The 16,453-nt window shown below is 39.0% G+C and carries 15 protein-coding genes and 1 pseudogene; 8 read left to right on the top strand and 8 right to left on the bottom strand.

Translation table 11 applies throughout. The features are described 5' to 3' along the window. Nucleotides 1-110: 110 nt before the first annotated feature. Nucleotides 111-923 (top strand): annotated as a pseudogene (locus tag L2764_RS21635) (M14 family metallopeptidase); the annotation flags it as partial. Between the two features lie 104 nt (nucleotides 924-1,027). Here L2764_RS21635 and alr read toward each other — a convergent pair. The 7 genes from alr to L2764_RS21670 all read right to left on the bottom strand — a co-directional run bounded on the left by alr (nucleotide 1,028) and on the right by L2764_RS21670 (nucleotide 8,589). Further along, a complete protein-coding gene (alr, locus tag L2764_RS21640) occupies nucleotides 1,028-2,104 on the bottom strand; it encodes an alanine racemase (protein ID WP_248942415.1) in 1,077 nt (358 codons plus the stop codon). A gap of 92 nt (nucleotides 2,105-2,196) precedes the next feature. Then, entirely contained in the window at nucleotides 2,197-3,603 is a 1,407-nt protein-coding gene (gene dnaB, locus L2764_RS21645; protein ID WP_248942416.1) for a replicative DNA helicase, read from the bottom strand. A gap of 422 nt (nucleotides 3,604-4,025) precedes the next feature. Continuing rightward, the gene (locus tag L2764_RS21650) at nucleotides 4,026-4,694 is read right to left on the bottom strand and encodes a response regulator transcription factor (protein WP_248942417.1); all 669 of its coding nucleotides are present in this window, start codon (nucleotides 4,692-4,694) and stop codon (nucleotides 4,026-4,028) included. Between the two features lie 354 nt (nucleotides 4,695-5,048). Continuing rightward, nucleotides 5,049-5,852 (bottom strand): CsgG/HfaB family protein, encoded by an 804-nt coding sequence (locus L2764_RS21655; protein ID WP_248942418.1) that lies wholly within the window; start codon nucleotides 5,850-5,852, stop codon nucleotides 5,049-5,051. Between the two features lie 6 nt (nucleotides 5,853-5,858). Next, nucleotides 5,859-6,248 carry a curli assembly protein CsgF gene (locus L2764_RS21660; protein WP_248942419.1) on the bottom strand — a complete coding sequence of 130 codons (390 nt, stop codon included), beginning with the start codon at nucleotides 6,246-6,248 and terminating at the stop codon, nucleotides 5,859-5,861. A gap of 11 nt (nucleotides 6,249-6,259) precedes the next feature. Then, entirely contained in the window at nucleotides 6,260-6,652 is a 393-nt protein-coding gene (locus L2764_RS21665) for a curli production assembly/transport protein CsgE (protein WP_248942420.1), read from the bottom strand. A gap of 650 nt (nucleotides 6,653-7,302) precedes the next feature. After that, a complete protein-coding gene (locus tag L2764_RS21670) occupies nucleotides 7,303-8,589 on the bottom strand; it encodes an aromatic amino acid transport family protein (protein WP_248942421.1) in 1,287 nt (428 codons plus the stop codon). 400 nt (nucleotides 8,590-8,989) lie between these two features. Between L2764_RS21670 and yjjX the strand changes: the two genes are divergently transcribed. The 6 genes from yjjX to L2764_RS21700 all read left to right on the top strand — a co-directional run bounded on the left by yjjX (nucleotide 8,990) and on the right by L2764_RS21700 (nucleotide 13,591). After that, a complete protein-coding gene (gene yjjX, locus L2764_RS21675; RefSeq protein ID WP_248942422.1) occupies nucleotides 8,990-9,529 on the top strand; it encodes an inosine/xanthosine triphosphatase in 540 nt (179 codons plus the stop codon). A 210-nt stretch (nucleotides 9,530-9,739) separates the two neighbouring features. Next, on the top strand, nucleotides 9,740-10,090 hold the full coding sequence (locus L2764_RS21680; protein WP_248942423.1) for a hypothetical protein: 351 nt from the start codon (nucleotides 9,740-9,742) through the stop codon (nucleotides 10,088-10,090). After that, nucleotides 10,091-10,687, top strand: a complete 597-nt coding sequence (locus L2764_RS21685; RefSeq protein WP_248942427.1) for an SMP-30/gluconolactonase/LRE family protein — start codon at nucleotides 10,091-10,093, stop codon at nucleotides 10,685-10,687. It abuts the gene before it with no gap. A gap of 60 nt (nucleotides 10,688-10,747) precedes the next feature. Then, a complete protein-coding gene (locus L2764_RS21690) occupies nucleotides 10,748-11,791 on the top strand; it encodes an NADP(H)-dependent aldo-keto reductase (RefSeq protein ID WP_248942428.1) in 1,044 nt (347 codons plus the stop codon). Nucleotides 11,792-11,897: 106 nt separating this feature from the next. Further along, a complete protein-coding gene (locus L2764_RS21695) occupies nucleotides 11,898-13,109 on the top strand; it encodes a cysteine desulfurase (RefSeq protein ID WP_248942429.1) in 1,212 nt (403 codons plus the stop codon). A gap of 44 nt (nucleotides 13,110-13,153) precedes the next feature. Next, nucleotides 13,154-13,591: a SufE family protein gene (locus L2764_RS21700; protein ID WP_376708470.1), complete on the top strand. Its 438-nt coding sequence runs from the start codon at nucleotides 13,154-13,156 to the stop codon at nucleotides 13,589-13,591. A gap of 11 nt (nucleotides 13,592-13,602) precedes the next feature. Here L2764_RS21700 and L2764_RS21705 read toward each other — a convergent pair whose 3' ends face one another. Next, nucleotides 13,603-14,454, bottom strand: coding sequence for an alpha/beta fold hydrolase (locus tag L2764_RS21705; protein WP_248942425.1), 852 nt, complete (start codon nucleotides 14,452-14,454; stop codon nucleotides 13,603-13,605). 544 nt (nucleotides 14,455-14,998) lie between these two features. On the opposite strand from L2764_RS21705, the gene L2764_RS21710 reads away from it, so the two are divergent. Beyond that, nucleotides 14,999-16,282: a 1-acyl-sn-glycerol-3-phosphate acyltransferase gene (locus L2764_RS21710; RefSeq protein WP_248942426.1), complete on the top strand. Its 1,284-nt coding sequence runs from the start codon at nucleotides 14,999-15,001 to the stop codon at nucleotides 16,280-16,282. The last annotated feature ends 171 nt before the right edge of the window (nucleotides 16,283-16,453 follow it).

Below are 16,453 nucleotides of genomic sequence, written 5' to 3' on the forward strand. Positions count from 1 at the left end.
ATTGGTTTTTCATTTGAGAACCTTGGCCGATTTTGTGAGAGATTGAAGCTTATAGGCAGCTAACCCTCTTTTCTATACCAAAGTGTGTCGGTTATTATGGCAATCTAAGATTCACCATTAAACAATATGGGGCATTATCCTATGATGCAGCCCGTTATCCTCTTTATGTGATAACCACGCCAAATTGGAATAAGCATAAACCCACACTACTCATTACTGGTGGCGTTCATGGCTATGAAACCAGTGGCGTACAAGGTGCACTCGCCTTTCTTGAGCAAGATGCACTGAACTACAAAGATGAATTTAATCTCATCGTCGCACCTTGTATTAGCCCTTGGGGTTATGAAACCATTAATCGATGGAACCCCTATACCGTTGATCCCAACCGTTCTTTCTATGAAGAAAATAATAACAAAGAGGCGCCTTATTATGCAGAAGAGTCTTCTTTACTGATGCAACATCTCGCAAGCCTTGAGTGTAAGATCATGATGCATATTGACTTACACGAAACCACAGACACTGATAACAGTGTTTTCAGGTCTGCACTTTCTGCAAGAGACGCAATAGTCCAAAAAACATGGAATATTCCTGACGGTTTTTATCTTGTGGGAGATACCAATAACCCGCAGGACGCATTTCAACAAGCGATTATCAATAAAGTGCAACAAGTGACTCACATTGCACCAGCAGACAGCGAAAACAGACTCATAGGCGAGCCAATAGCTCAATTGGGGGTCATCAATTACGCGACCAAATCACTTGGGCTGTGCAGTGGCTTGAGTGAGGCTAAGTACACCACCACGACAGAAGTGTACCCCGACAGTCCCTTCGTCACCGATGATATCTGTATTCAAGAACAAGTTAAGGCGATTACGGCAGGGATAGAATATCTACTCATCCATGAACTGACAATAGCCCATTAAATGAGTAAACATAAAAACAATACACTCCGATATAAAACGTAGATGACGCAGTTTATGTCGGATTTTAAATCACATGCATGAGCTGAAAACCATTAATAAATAACCTAATCCAGACACACAGCCACTCTTGGCGTTAATTTAGTCACCAACTCATAAGCGATGGTACCAATGTGCTCAGCCACGACTTCCACTGGTAAATCTCTCCCCCAGAGTACAGCGTCATCACCCACCTGATCTCTTGCGTTCCAGCCTAGATCAACACTAAGCATATCCATGGAGACTCGCCCAACGATTGGCACTAATCGGCCATTTATCCATACTGGCGTGCCTTCTGGCGCATTGCGAGGATAACCATCGCCATAACCTATCGCCACGATACCTAATCGGGTATCTTGCCTGGCTTGCCAATAGCTACCATATCCCACAGGCTCACCGGCTTTATGCTCGCGAACCGAAATCAATCTAGACACTAAATCCATCGCTGGTTGCAAACCATGATCACTGCCTAAATCTCCCATCACAGGGGATATCCCATATAAAGCAATACCCGCACGCACCCAATCTGCTTGAGTGTCTTTCCAATAAAGAGTGCCTGCTGAATTTGCTAAAGTACGATGACCAGGCAAACCTCTTGTTAATCCCGTAAACACTTCAAGCTGAGCTTGTGTCATCGGATTATTCGGCTCATCGGCACACGCAAAATGGGTCATAAGATGAACGGGCTTAGCCACATTAGGGCAGACCACTAATCGTGCATACATCTCCCGAAACTCTTCCGGGCAAAAGCCTAATCGATGCATACCAGAATCGATTTTCATCCATACCGTCACAGGGGCAGAAAGGCTCACTTGCTCTAACATATCCAATTGAGAACGATGATGCACGACCGTTTCAATATCGTGTTCAACTAACTTGTGAAGATCATCAAGCCTAAACACACCTTCCAGTAATAATAACTTAGCCTTTACTCCTCCCATACGAAGCATTAATGCCTCTTCAAGACGAGCCAGCCCAAAACCATCTGCCATTTCCAAACAGTTTGCGACATTCAGTAAACCATGCCCATATCCATTCGCTTTAACAACGGCCATAACATGACTTTGAGGTGCAATTTCTCGTAATCGCTCCATGTTATGTTGTAATGCGGAGCGACTAATTTCAGCTCTGGGAAACGGTTTCAAACAATCACCTACATTTTTATATTTTATCGTTATTGAACAGCAAACGTTAACTCAACTCACATGCATAGCGGTTGAATGAACAACAATAAAAATTAATCGTCTTCAAATTGAGGACCGGCATAATTATCAAATCGCGAAAATTGACCTTGGAAGGTCAAGCGTACACGGCCAATGGGACCGTTACGCTGCTTACCAATAATGATTTCTGCAGTCCCTTTATCTTCAGAGTCATCGTTATAAACCTCATCACGATAAATGAACATGATTAAGTCAGCATCTTGCTCAATGGCGCCTGATTCACGTAAGTCTGAGTTAATTGGTCGCTTATCAGCCCGCTGCTCCAATGAGCGATTAAGCTGAGAAAGAGCAACCACAGGAATCTCCAGTTCTTTTGCCAGTGCTTTTAATGAGCGGGAAATCTCAGAAATTTCCAAGGTACGATTATCTTTTAAAGCCGGGACTTGCATTAACTGCAAGTAATCAATCATTATCATCGACAAACCACCGTATTCTCTAGCAATACGTCTAGCGCGACTTCGAACGTCCGTTGGTGTTAAACCTGAGCCATCATCGATATACATTTTCCCTTGCTCAAGCATGATCCCCATTGTGGATGATACTCTCGCCCAATCATCATCATCGAGTTGACCGGTACGAATTTTGGTTTGATCCACTCGCCCAAGAGAGGCCAACATACGCATCATGATTTGTTCGGAAGGCATCTCTAAACTAAAAATTAGCACAGGCTTATCTTCATTCAATGCCGCCTGCTCACACAAATTCATCGCAAAGGTGGTTTTCCCCATAGAAGGACGAGCGGCAACAATAATAAGATCGCCCGATTGAAAGCCCGCCGTCATGCTGTCAAGATCACCAAAACCACTTGACACCCCCGTCACACCATTTGTGGGGTTATTATATAATTTTTCAATTCTATCAACGGTTTTTTCTAAAATGCTTTTAATGCCTTCAGGGCCTTCGTTAGCATTCGTTCTTTGCTCTGCAATTTTAAAGACTTTCGTCTCGGCTAAATCGAGCAATTCCCCAGAATTTCGCCCTTCAGGATTGAAACCCGCATCTGCGATTTCATTAGCCACTTTAATCATGTCTCTGACAACAGCTCTCTCTCGCACAATATCAGCGTAAGAAAGAATATTACCCGCACTCGGGGTATTTTTCGCGATCTCACCAATATAAGCAAAACCCCCGACATCTTCCAACAAATCTCCAAGCTCTAATTGTTCAGCAACCGTGATTAAATCAATCGGCTGACCCGCACTGACCAAAGCTTCCATCGCGCTAAAAATCATAGCATGAGCGCGAGAGTAAAAATCTTCTTTAACAATCGCTTCGGCAACTCTATCCCAGGCATCGGAATCAAGCATCAAACCACCTAATACAGATTGTTCAGCTTCAATCGAATGCGGTGGCATTTTTAACGCATCCATCTGTAAATCACGAATGGGGGCTTTGGCCTTGAAGGCGCTTTGTGGTGACATTTACTCTCCAAAATACAACTAACATGCAAGGCATGATTTTAAACTAAGCTTTAAAAATAATGTGAGTAAGACATTCAACGCTCGATAATACAAGCTTAATCATGAAACAAAACCTGATCATGTCTGCCACTCGGTAGGCGCTATTGTACAGCCTGTTGTCTCTCCTCCCAAGACTTAGTTATAATAAAACCACTGAGTCTCCCCAATCCATTCAATATTCAGTGAAAATGGCCGTTCGACAAGAAGACACCTGACTTTACAACGTATCATTGCATGTAAGCTATGACACGAGATAGTTAACAATCAATAGGATAGCGGATTAGATAATATATGAAATGCAGCAAAAAGAAACAGGACGCCTTGAGGTTGACTATTCAGCCTCAAGTTCGACACCGATAACGAAAATAAACAACAGGTGAAAATTAACTCACATTAAGTTCAAACTGACTTTGATGAGACTGTGCCCAACGCAACAATTCAACACGATTTCTAGATTGTGTTTTTCTAAAAATTGAAGAGATATGCGCTTTTACTGTATGCTCACTAATGCATAATCGGTGAGCAATTTCTTTATTTCTTGCTCCACTGGAAACAAGGTGAATAATTGTTCGCTCTCGACTCGTCAACATTTGCAACATCACAACGGTATCTTGCAATGCATTTTGCCCACCATCAAGTCGTCGAATAAGCTGACTAAATGTTTGACTAAGTAGCACTCTATCAAACCAAAGCTCACCTTCTAACATCTTTCTCAATGCGCTTAATAACAAGTCCATTCCCTGATCTGCATACAGAATACCTTTAATACCTAATAACAATGCAGATTCAGCTTCAATGGTCCCACGCTCAACTTGATACAACGCCACTGGATATTGGGATACTAATTGCGAAGCCAACAAGGGGATCCCCTTGCTATCCATGGCGGCTCCTTTTTGTGAAATAAGACAGAAGCCCTGACCTGCATTGTCTGCCGACAATTCAGAAACCTGTTTGACGACCCGCGTTTTAAAACCAATTGACTCGGCTAATATCGCCAAATGACACGGCGCTGCCAATTGATGAATAAACACTAACTCATCGATTTTACCCATAGGATTGTTCTCCCTGAAAGTTTACGTCTGATCAAACTCACCTCCTGATTGACCAGTGTATTCACTGCCCCCAAAAATTAGGTTTAACTCGCCTCAAAACAACTCAGGCACAACATTAATATAACATTTAGCAATAAATTACTAGTAAAGTCTGCAATATCTCTAATAGGTAAAATAAAAATCAAAAAACAAACTAAAGTTTTACTTTTCTGCCGTAATTCAGTTTTTTCAGTCGATTATCAATATTAAGCAGTGAAAAATAAAAAACAATTTGATGGGCTATGTGAAGGAATCGAGAATAAACACGATTCCTTCACTTAAAAGTTAACGAAATGTATAATTAAGAGGCCCGATTTAAGAGGCCGTGATCTCTTGATGGTTTTCTTTAATCACTGAATTCGTTGGACTCCAATATCCAAGCTCAGTCCCTTGTTCAATTAATTCAGAAACGGCTAATTCAATAGCCTGTAAGACACAAAACTGCACAGGTTCATTGGTTGTATAACCAATTTCGGCTTCAGCAAGGCGATTAAGACTGGTATAACGAAACAGCCCTGCTCGCATTTCTTGGGAATAAACCCGTTTAGTTGTCGATACCGACATCATCACTTTACCGGTATGAACGTCGACCGCTCTAAGATAAATAGTGATCTGATCTTCACGATATAATTCAGAAGCGCCTATGCCATAATACTCAATTCCTACGCCACCCGTACTGGTATTGGTTTCATAACTGATAATCCCCCCTTCAAGTAGCAATCGTGCGTCGGTTAAATGAGGAACATCTGAACCTTTAGGTTTAATCGTTTGCTTTTTTATTATTTTTCTTTCTGTTAATAAATTTTGTAACCCCTCTCTCTCAACAGGTAAAAACCATTTAGAGTCCAATAATGTTTGCACCAGCATCGAAGTGGCACCTTGAGTCACCGCCGTTGAGAATGAACTCACATTTTGTTGCGGCTTATATTGTCCGGTTTGATCACGAAAAGAATAAACAGCAACAGGGATGGGATATTTAGGCCGAGGCTTGACCTGTAATGCTTTCATTGTATCACTGACAGTATTGAGCTCTGCAGGCGTCACATTCAACATCGGCTTAGGAAATAAGCTGCAGCCAGACAGGCAAAGTATGCCGATAAAGGGAAGTATTTTTTTCATTCTTATTTACCCAAAATCCGACATTCTAATGATAGTCACATCAGTCGGATCTAATACATTTGTAATAGTGATAACCGTATCGCTTCCTAAAGAAACAATATCAATTAAATAATCTCCAGAGGTAAAAGTGCCACTTTCAATGTCACCATTGGTCACGCCGCGCGTTATTTCACTGATCATATTTCTTTCTAACGATTCTTGAAAACGCGTCACAAAATCATCTCCAGAAGCCTCTTCGGTATGATCATTCTGTGCATTGGCCTTATTCAGTAAATAAGAACCAATCAGTGCATTGCCACCAAAACTGGGATTGAGTGGGTTATAAACTAATTCTGTTGCGTGTAAAGTCGTGCTAGATAACAATGCAGTTGCTATCATTAACATCCTGTTATTCATTATTTTCATTCCTAAAAACCATCCGTTGCTGTCGACAATCCACCCGCTATTGCACTCGCTCTTACACGGGCAATATGATCAATGGTCAATAAAATAGCTTGCTCGGCTCTTTCCTTAATGGGATTAGCACGGCGCCCGAAATGAGTAACATAAATTCTTTCACCATTAACTTCTAACGTCAATTCAGTGCCCGCTTGAGGAAACACGGTTTCATATAGCGTCACATTAAACCCTTGCGTAAAAGGTAAACTTCGCCAATAGCTAGAATAATAAAAACCAAAGTCTTTACCAAACCGAGTCAATGTTCTATCAATAACTAAGCCACTGATCTCAATATCATCGTCTTCAGATAATGCCGGCCAAGCCAAACTACAACATAATATTAAGATCACTATCTTCGTCATTTCACCTCCAACGTCCTTGTAAGTTGTCATAGCATTTTAACTAGCAAACTATGATCACCAAACATGTTACTTTTACCAGTGAACCCCAAATAATTTATAAATAACACTCCCTTACAACAAAATAACCCATAACAACTAGTACATTTGTACTAGTTGTTATTTCACTTAGCGCTGTCTATACCCGAATCCATTGAAAATTCAGGATCAGATTAAGCTAAAGTAACGCGGTTAAACACAATCATAAAAAGGATTAGCAGATTAGTAAGTAACCTGAACTCGGGATAAGCCGCGTCGCTGAATACCGCTATTTTTCCCCTCTCTGTGTTGGAATGACGAGTAATAGCGGGCTATTACGGTCGAAACTCCGCCTTGATATCGACAATAATGTCGGCACTCCGCAGGAAATAAGAAGGTAAATTCACCAGGTAATTCGTAATCGCATGATTTATAAATGAATAAAAGTAAGCCGGACACTCATTATCCCGAGTTCAGGTTAAGTATTAAATAACCGACTCGAGCAATAACCTAACAATCGATTTACTCTGAGTTGGATACCACACAAAGGAAAACTGCAATATGTTTAACAAAGGAAGGAATTCAAGCCACTCGTCAGTTTGTATTTCCAGTGGCTTGGTCAGTGTAGATAAATATTAAAACAAACTTAACGAAATAGCCGTGATCGATAGCACGCCAGCTAGAATAATAAAAAGATTACTCAGTCGACCTCGATACGCTTTTAATGCTGGCACTTTATAAATAGCATACATCGGCATGAGATAAAGTATTGCAGCAATAATAGGGCCGCCTAACGACTCAATCATACCTAAAATACTCGGGTTTATCATCGCAACCCCCCAAATGGTAAAGAACATAAAACCAATAATAAACTTATCGATTTTTTTGCTCATCGTTTGAGGTTCATCCGCCTTAAGTTGCTTAACAATTATCCCCTTTAATCCTTCCGTTGCGCCCATATAGTGCCCAAAAAAAGAAGATATAATCGCAACAAAAGCAATGATAGGGCCAAAGTAACTGACAAAATCACTTTGATGCGTATTCGCTAAATATGACAGAATGGGTAAATTATGAGCTTTGGCTTCCGCTAACTGAACCGGCGACAGTGACAACACACAAGAAAATACGAACAACATAACAAAGCCAACCAGCATCAGTGTCGTATTGCGTAAAATAGCATCCGCTTTATTGGCTGCATGTTGACCGTGTTCTCGCTTTAAAGACACTGAAAATTGTGAAATCGCCGGTGAATGGTTAAAAGCAAAAATAAGCACAGGAAGGGTCAGCCAAACCGTCGTTAAAAAATCTCCCGTTGAAGGTACCACCATCAAAGCATCTATTTTCCAATCAGGTATTAGGTATAAAGACATAAACGCTAAAATAGCCACTAAAGGATAAACCAACATCTGTGTCACCTTCAGCATGAATTGCTCACCCGCCATCATCACTGACATCATCCCCAAAATAAGCACACCCGATAAAAGCCAGCGAGGCGGAGAAGCAAAGCCTAATTGATGCACAATAAAACTATCGACAGTATTCGTGATCCCCACTCCATAGATCAACACTATGGGGTAGATAGCAAAGAAATAAAGTAAAGTAATGGCCTTACCTGCACGACGACCAAAGTGCTCTGTCACCACATCAGTAATATCACTGTTTCGGCTAGAAGATGAGCAAATAAAACGAGATAAGCCTCTATGCGCTAAATAAGTCATTGGGCCAATTAAGACCGCCATCAATAGCAATGGCCAAAATCCACCCATTCCAGCATTGATCGGTAAGAATAAAATCCCGGCCCCCACCGCGGTGCCAAATAAGCTCAACATCCAAGTGGTATCTTTTGCTGTCCAAACAATGGGGATGGCAATATCTTGTGTACCTATTAGCACATCTTGGTTCTCTATCGGTTCTCTTTGCATTCATCAACACCTTGTAAAAAGCTTGCCCCTAAAAAAATCAATATTCATGCAGTCGTATTTTGAATCTGTATATTCGCTGAATAGACGTTTGAGGGTATACTAATGAATCGCGCAAAAAAAGAACCTGACTCTAGTTTTACCGATACTTGTTATCAATAAGTTTCAAAAACCATGCAAAACAAAAAAACACAAGCGTAAACACTAAAGAAACAAACATTTAAAAACAAAATTAGAACAATTAAGACTCATTACTTATACATTAAAGACCATGTTAAAGTGAAAAAATGTTATCTTTAAGCGTAAATACCATTGTATGCCTAGCACAGAAACTTAACCTACTATCACTTTTAAAAAATGATAGTTTAAATAATTAACAATATGATAAAAAAGAAGAAGCTAAATGAATAACCCAATCAATATTATTGTAGGTTCGACCAATCCGGTCAAAATCAGTGCCGCTCAAAGCACCATAGCCGCTTTTTATCCTGATGCAAACATTCACTGTAAAGGGATCCATGCCCCCTCACGCGTTGCCGATCAGCCTATGACGGCTAAAGACACTAAACTCGGCGCAATCAATAGGGTAAAATATTGTCAAGCTCATCATTGCGCCGACTTTTACTTTGCAATGGAAGGTGGAGTCGACTTATTTGAACATGGCCCAGCCACATTTGCCTATTTAGTCATTGCCACACAAGATACTCTCTCCATTGGAAGAAGTGCTTCCTTACCGCTTCCTTTCAAGGTTTATCAAGCATTACAACAAGGCGAAGAATTAGGACATGTCATGGATAGGCTATTCAATACCCACAACATCAAACAACAAGGCGGTGCAATAGGTTTATTAACTCAAGGACAAGCCACTCGTGAAAGCACTTACACACAAGGACTTATCCTCGCAATGGCCCCTCTTTTAAATCCTGAGCTCTTTAAAGATTAATACCGGCATCACTGATCGTCATTTAATAATGACAATCGACTTATCAGCAATAGTCATATCTGCGTTTCAATACTAATATATATACCTAAGTGAAATACGACGGCCATGGATTTTTAAAAATAATCGGAATAACACAAAGTCAAATATTCAATAAAGACATGAAGTCACCTTTTGAAATAATAAAGACAAACATAGGCAATACACAAGGATATGGATATCAGTAGATATAAAATAAGCTTATTGATTTTTATGATGAATATGAGTTTAAATTGTACGGCACAAAGTGATAACCATTATGTGCTAACAAAATTAATTGATACCAATGCTCATGAAGGCCCAGTGTACGTTGCCAGTCAAAATCGACTTTATTTTACCACTAAACCCAACCTTGTCAGCCAATCACCAAATACTGCAATCCATTATCTAACTTTAGTTGATCTAAAAGTATCTAGCTTTATCACTTTTGCCAATATGGCCAATGGTATGTCATTAAGTTTGGATAGAAAAGGGCTACTCGTTGCCGAACAAGGGACGAAAACAACACTAGGGGTTATCAGTTAAATTGATTTAAAGACAAAAACACACCAGGTATTAGCCAATCAATATCAAAACAAACCTTTTAACTCCCCTAATAAAGTGATTCAATCTTCTCAAGGGTGCATTTATTTCAGCGACCCTGATTATGGCTATAACCAAGGGTTTAAACCCAAACCCCAATTACCTCAAAGTATCTATGCCTTTCATCCAAATAAAGAGGGTATACATTTAATTAGTCGTGACTTTTCCCTGCCACATGGCTTAGGGCTCTCAGGTAATCATCACCAGCTCTATATTAGTGATACCGCCGCTACTGATGAAAAGTCACCTTATAATCCAAAGAAAACCAAAGGCATACTCGTCGCTACTCTCATTAAGCCAACTAAAATATCTCAGCCTAAATTTCTACTACAAGTCCCTACTGGGATCCCTGATGGCTTTGTCGTCACGCCCAATAATGAACTGTGGGTCGCAGCAGGTGACGGCGTTCGTCATTATTCAAGTGCTGGCAAGTTACTCGATAAAATTCCTATTCCTCAGGGGGCAATTAATCTGACTATGGGTCATCAAGTACTCTACGTCACAGCAGATACTGCAATTTATCATATTGCTTTAAAATAAATTAAATTTGAAAACGAAAGTTTGTTAACGTAAAGAAATGACAATGCAATGGACTTATGTATGGAATATCGCCGTCTCTCTCATTCAAACCTAATCGTTAGCCAATTATGCCTTAGCACTATGACTTGGGGTGAGCAAAACACCCAAAACGATGCATTTGAACAATTGGATTTAGCCATTAGTCATGGCATTAATTTCATCGATACCGCTGAAATGTATCCCGTCCCTCCTCGAGCAGAAACTCAAGGAGAAAGTGAACGTATATTGGGCCGATATATCAAACAGCAAGACAATCGACATGATCTTGTCATCGCCACCAAAGTGTCAGCCCCTGGCGAAAAAAGCCAACACATTCGCTCTCAAAGCGCTTTGAATTGGTTAAATATCCACCAAGCTGTCGATGCTTCACTGAAACGACTACAAATCGATACCATCGATCTCTACCAAGTCCATTGGCCAGATAGAAATGCCAATTTCTTGGGACAAATCGACTATGAGCAACAAGATGAACATGAGCAATTAACACCTATTATTGATACTCTAGAAGCCCTTTCTGATGTCGTCAAAGCGGGAAAAATTCGCTATATCGGCGTGTCGAATGAAACCGCGTGGGGCTTAATGAAATACTTACAACTAGCCGATAAGCACCAGTTATCTCGTATTATCAGTGTGCAAAATCCCTATAATCTACTCAATCGAAGTTTCGATATTAGTATGGCTGAAATCAGCCATAGAGAGACCGTACCTTTACTCGCATACTCTCCACTCGCTTTTGGAGCATTAACAGGGAAGTATATTGATAACATGCCATTAGAAAGTTCTCGATTACAATTATTCAAACGTTTTAATCGTTACACTCATCATGATACAGCCATTAAAGCGACGCAAGCCTATGCCAAGCTCGCTCAATCATTTTCCCTAACCTCCACTCAAATGGCATTGGCTTTTGTTAACTCTCGTCCTTTTGTCGCCAGTAACATCATCGGTGCAACCAGCCTTCAACAGCTAAAAAGTAATATCGATAGCCTTCAATACTCAATGACACCAGAACTCATAAAAAGTATTAATGAAATCAATCAGATTTATCGTATACCCTGCCCTTAAATAAGGCACGCAAAGAACATTCAACAAAATGCAACTTGCATTCAAGGAGAAGATCTTAGAAGATCAGCATGCTAACTTTTTCATGACTATTTTTTGGACTGCATTAATGGATTTTACCCCAGTGCGTACTCAGTTCCCCACACTGACACAAACCTTCAATGGCTACCCTTTATGCTATCTCGACACCGCGGCCACCAGTCATAAACCGCAACGAGTGTTAAATGCCATGACGCAGTTTTATTTAAAAAATAATGCCAATGTCCATCGAGCCGCTCATCAATTATCCAGTCAAGCAACCCGTCAATATGAAGCCGTACGTGATCAAGTCATGGACTTTATTGGAGCACAGCATCGAGAAGAAGTTATTTTTACCCATGGCACCACTGAAGCCATTAACATGGTCGCACATGGTTTAACTCAGTATATCGACTCGGGGGAACTCATTCTTGTCGACAGCTTAGCCCATCACGCTAATATCGTGCCGTGGCAAGTATTAGCCAAGCAAACTGGCGCCATTATCAAGCCCATCCCCCTCACAAAAGAAGGTCGGCTTGATTTATTAGCTTATGATGCATTATTGAAGCAAAAACCTACAATTGTTGCTCTAAGCCATGTTTCTAATGCCCTTGGGATCCTCAACCCCATTGAAACACTGGTCGCAAAAGCCAAAGCCGTGAATGCGATCACCTTAGTCGATGGTGCTCAGGCCGTGGCGCATATGAATATTAATGTTCAACAAATTGATTGTGATTTCTATGCATTTTCTGGCCACAAAATGTATGGACCAACGGGAGTTGGCATACTCTATGGCCGTTTAGAGATACTCGACTCTCTCAACCCTTTAATCACAGGTGGGGAAATGATCAAATCCGTGACATTTGAAAAAACAGTCTATAATACACTCCCAAACCGATTAGAAGCTGGCACTCCCCCAATAGCAGAAGTGATAGGCCTCGGTGAAGCCATTGCTTTTCTTAACGACATACCTGCTATTGAAAAAATTTATCATGAAAAAGAGTTACTCCAATACTTACAAGACCAATTAAAGGCCATCGAAGGCATCATACTTTATGGGGCACACCCTGATAATATCGGTGCCGTTGCTTTCAACTTACACAATGAACATCATCAAGATGTTGGGGTATTATTAGATCAACAAGCTATTGCTATTCGCTGTGGACATCATTGTGCGATGCCATTAATGCAAACATTGAATATCAAAGGCTGTTGCCGAGCATCTATTGGTATTTATACCAATAAACAAGATATCGACTGTTTTATGACAGCTCTCAATAATGTGATTACTCTCTTGCATTGAACACGTTTATCTCAAAAAACTCACTAAAAGAATTAGAGGTGCAAGTGGATCAAGATCTTTTTTTACAAATACCATTAGACTCGAAACAAATTATTGAACTCTTTACTCAAGCAACGAATTGGCAAGAACGCTATCGCCAGCTCATGTTACTAGGAAAACAATTACCTCGACTGCCACAGGAACAACGTACGCCTCAAGCGCAAGTACAAGGCTGTGAAAGTGATGCATGGCTATATCACTGTCAATATAACAGGCAGCATTACTACCTCGGTGACAGTGATGCACGGATTGTAAAAGGACTCATTGTATTACTCTTAGCTGCATTCAATGGAAAAAATACGGACGAAATTAATGCATTCGATCATGATGACTATTTTGAACATTTAGGCCTGAGTGGCCAACTAAGTCCTTCTCGAACCAATGGCCTACATGCGTTAATAAAAGTAATCAAATACTATGCTAATGCACAAATTAAGTCATAAAAGCGATTAAATTACGATTGGATAAAGTCATCCAAAATACAATTGAATTTTAATGCGTTCTCAAGAAACATAAAGTGCTTTCCTCCCTCATTTTCTTCAAAAAAAATAAGTTTTGATTGAGGGAGTTGATCGGCTATCCACTGTTGAGAACGCCAAGCTGTAATACTCGCTCGACCAGAAACAACCAGACAGGGTAATGTCACTCTTGGAAAGATATCACGCCAATCTTGATGGTAATTACTGTAAAAAAGCTGCGCAGCTTGAGCAAGTGGCAATTTAAGCCTCGACTGAATAATGCTTTGACGCTTATCAGGACAGACATCTTGTGAAAGCATGCAATTTAATACTGTTTTTCGATAATTATCCCCTCCATGACCCTCAATTAAATTCATCACATCCGTGACAGCAGTCGGATCAACTAAGGGGCCATAGCTATGCATTTCTTGAGGTGACCAAATGGGATTTGAAACCAACATAGGTGGCATATCAATAATTACCATTTTAGAGAGTAAGGAGTCACCAAATAAATCCCAATAACATAACATTACAGCAGCGCCCATACCATGACCAACAAGCACAACGTCACTCAATGTTAATGCCAATAATAGTTCATGAAGATCTTTTGCAAAACGCGGAATTCTATAGCCATATTTTACCTTTTCAGACTGACCATGCCCTCTCATATCAAGTGCAATCATACGATAACTTTCACTCATCCCCTGTATTTGATACTTAAATTCTTCAACACTTTGAGACCAAGCAGGAAGCATAACAACTGGGAGGCCCTTTCCCATATCAATGTAGTGTAATTTCACATCATCATTGGTATGAAAATAGTGTTCAGAATATGCCTGTTGATCCATATGAGACTCCTTTAACAATACTTTCTAAATAAATCTGCCTGATGATGCGATAATAGAAGAGTAAGAGATAATTATATCAAAAAACACAGCCGATAAGGAGATAGTGTTAACTTGCATGGAAACGGGGTTCATTATTTAAAAGGCATAACCTAGTATCTATATAAAATGATTGCAATTTAAGTAATTTAATTTCACCATCGGATTATTAATTCAATTCAATCTATGAAAATAATACCATCTCAGTCTAAAAATCATAACATATCAAGAAAAGCTCTCAACATTAAGTGCCTGAGGTGAAGTTATCAGGTATTCTGTTTGATTTTTTAAGCTCCCAAAATATGCCGGTTACCTGATAACACATGAATTCCTGCTTGCTAAAGGGCTAAATTCAACCTTTGAAAACTTTTACTTAAGAACTTAACCTACTATAATCAATAAAATTACACTACAACATTACGTAATCAGGTTTCCAATAGCCTATAATGAACAAGACTTCACAAAATTGTATTAGGGTTTTAAAAATGCAGCAGATCGGAGATGACTCATGATTTCATGGATAAAGGACCATATAAGCTTATACTACAATATCAAAGTCAACATTGAATTTAAAAAAATAAGAAGAAAAATAAGAAGCAACTTATCACTTTATAATATTGAAAAAATAAATAATACCATTCCATCTGGAAATTACTTTTCTTTGTTGCTAATAGATTCACTTTACAGATTATTCAAACTTTTTTTTATAACTGAAGTAAAAGAATCGACTAAACCTGATTATGCATTACCTCATAGACAAGAAGCCAGTCTATATGTATCTAACCATCAATTTTACAGTGACGCTTATGTTATATCAGATCTTCTATCTAAATATAAAACAAGTCCTTATTACCTTTCATGCTTTATCGAATCTAAATTCAATAAATACCCTGATAAATTACTTTGTAAAGCCGTAAGTGTTTTTGTAAAAAGAAATGGAAAAATGGACCATGAAGACAAATCATTACTGTTAAACTATATTATTGAAGCAAAAAAACAAAACATATCCTTTTATCTATGCCCAGAAGGAGGAATGTCTGTTTCTGGAAATACTAAATCTATGCAGCATGGGATATTAAGTTATATGCTAAAAGCCCGCTATGAAAACATGATTATTATTAAGCTTCAATATAATAGACTATTAGATTTAGATTTATACTTAAAAATCAGAGAAACAGGAGCTTGGCCCAGATCAAAAGAATCATCTTTAAAAAATAAAATGGAGCAATTAAGAAGAACTCTAACATATTCAAGCTCTGTGTATATTGAAACAAAGAAAGCATCATTAATCAGTTATACTACTGATAATATAGATGAATTAGGTAATGATATTGGGTATAAGCTAAACAGTATGTATCTATTTAGTGATATTGAAAAAATAACGATTACTGTATACGCTAGTAACAAAATACAGTATGATATGTTTGAATTGTACTCTTTAGTGAAAGATTCTTTAGATGATAATTCATTTGAGTCATTTGAACTTAACGTTTCATATATCTGCCGGTTTTATAATTTAAAAAATAATTTGAATGTTATTTACTTAAATGAAAACACTCATAAAACTCTATTCCTGACCGTTAATCAATATATATACGCATGGCTTCCTTATGCTTTAAAGGTAAATGATCACTTATTATCTGAAGATGAAATGAAGTGTCTTTATTTAAATGATGAACAATATGAACAATTAATGCTTGTAGATTTACCACCTTGCTTTGAAACTGTTTTCAAAGGATTCAATATTAAAGGGCACTTAAAAGAAATTATAAAAAGCTTTGATATAAAATAGCCTAATACCGACCCATCTTGATATGTAATCTTTCCGCGAAAATTAAAAATACGCTAGGCAGTAAGTGCTTAACTAAAAGTTATCGTATATTTTGACGGATAATTATCCATGATGTTTTTTACACTCTCTTTGAGTGCATCAAAAGTGATAAAATCATGGCAAGATAACCAT

Source organism: Shewanella surugensis, from assembly GCF_023284005.1.
Lineage (GTDB): Bacteria > Pseudomonadota > Gammaproteobacteria > Enterobacterales > Shewanellaceae > Shewanella > Shewanella surugensis.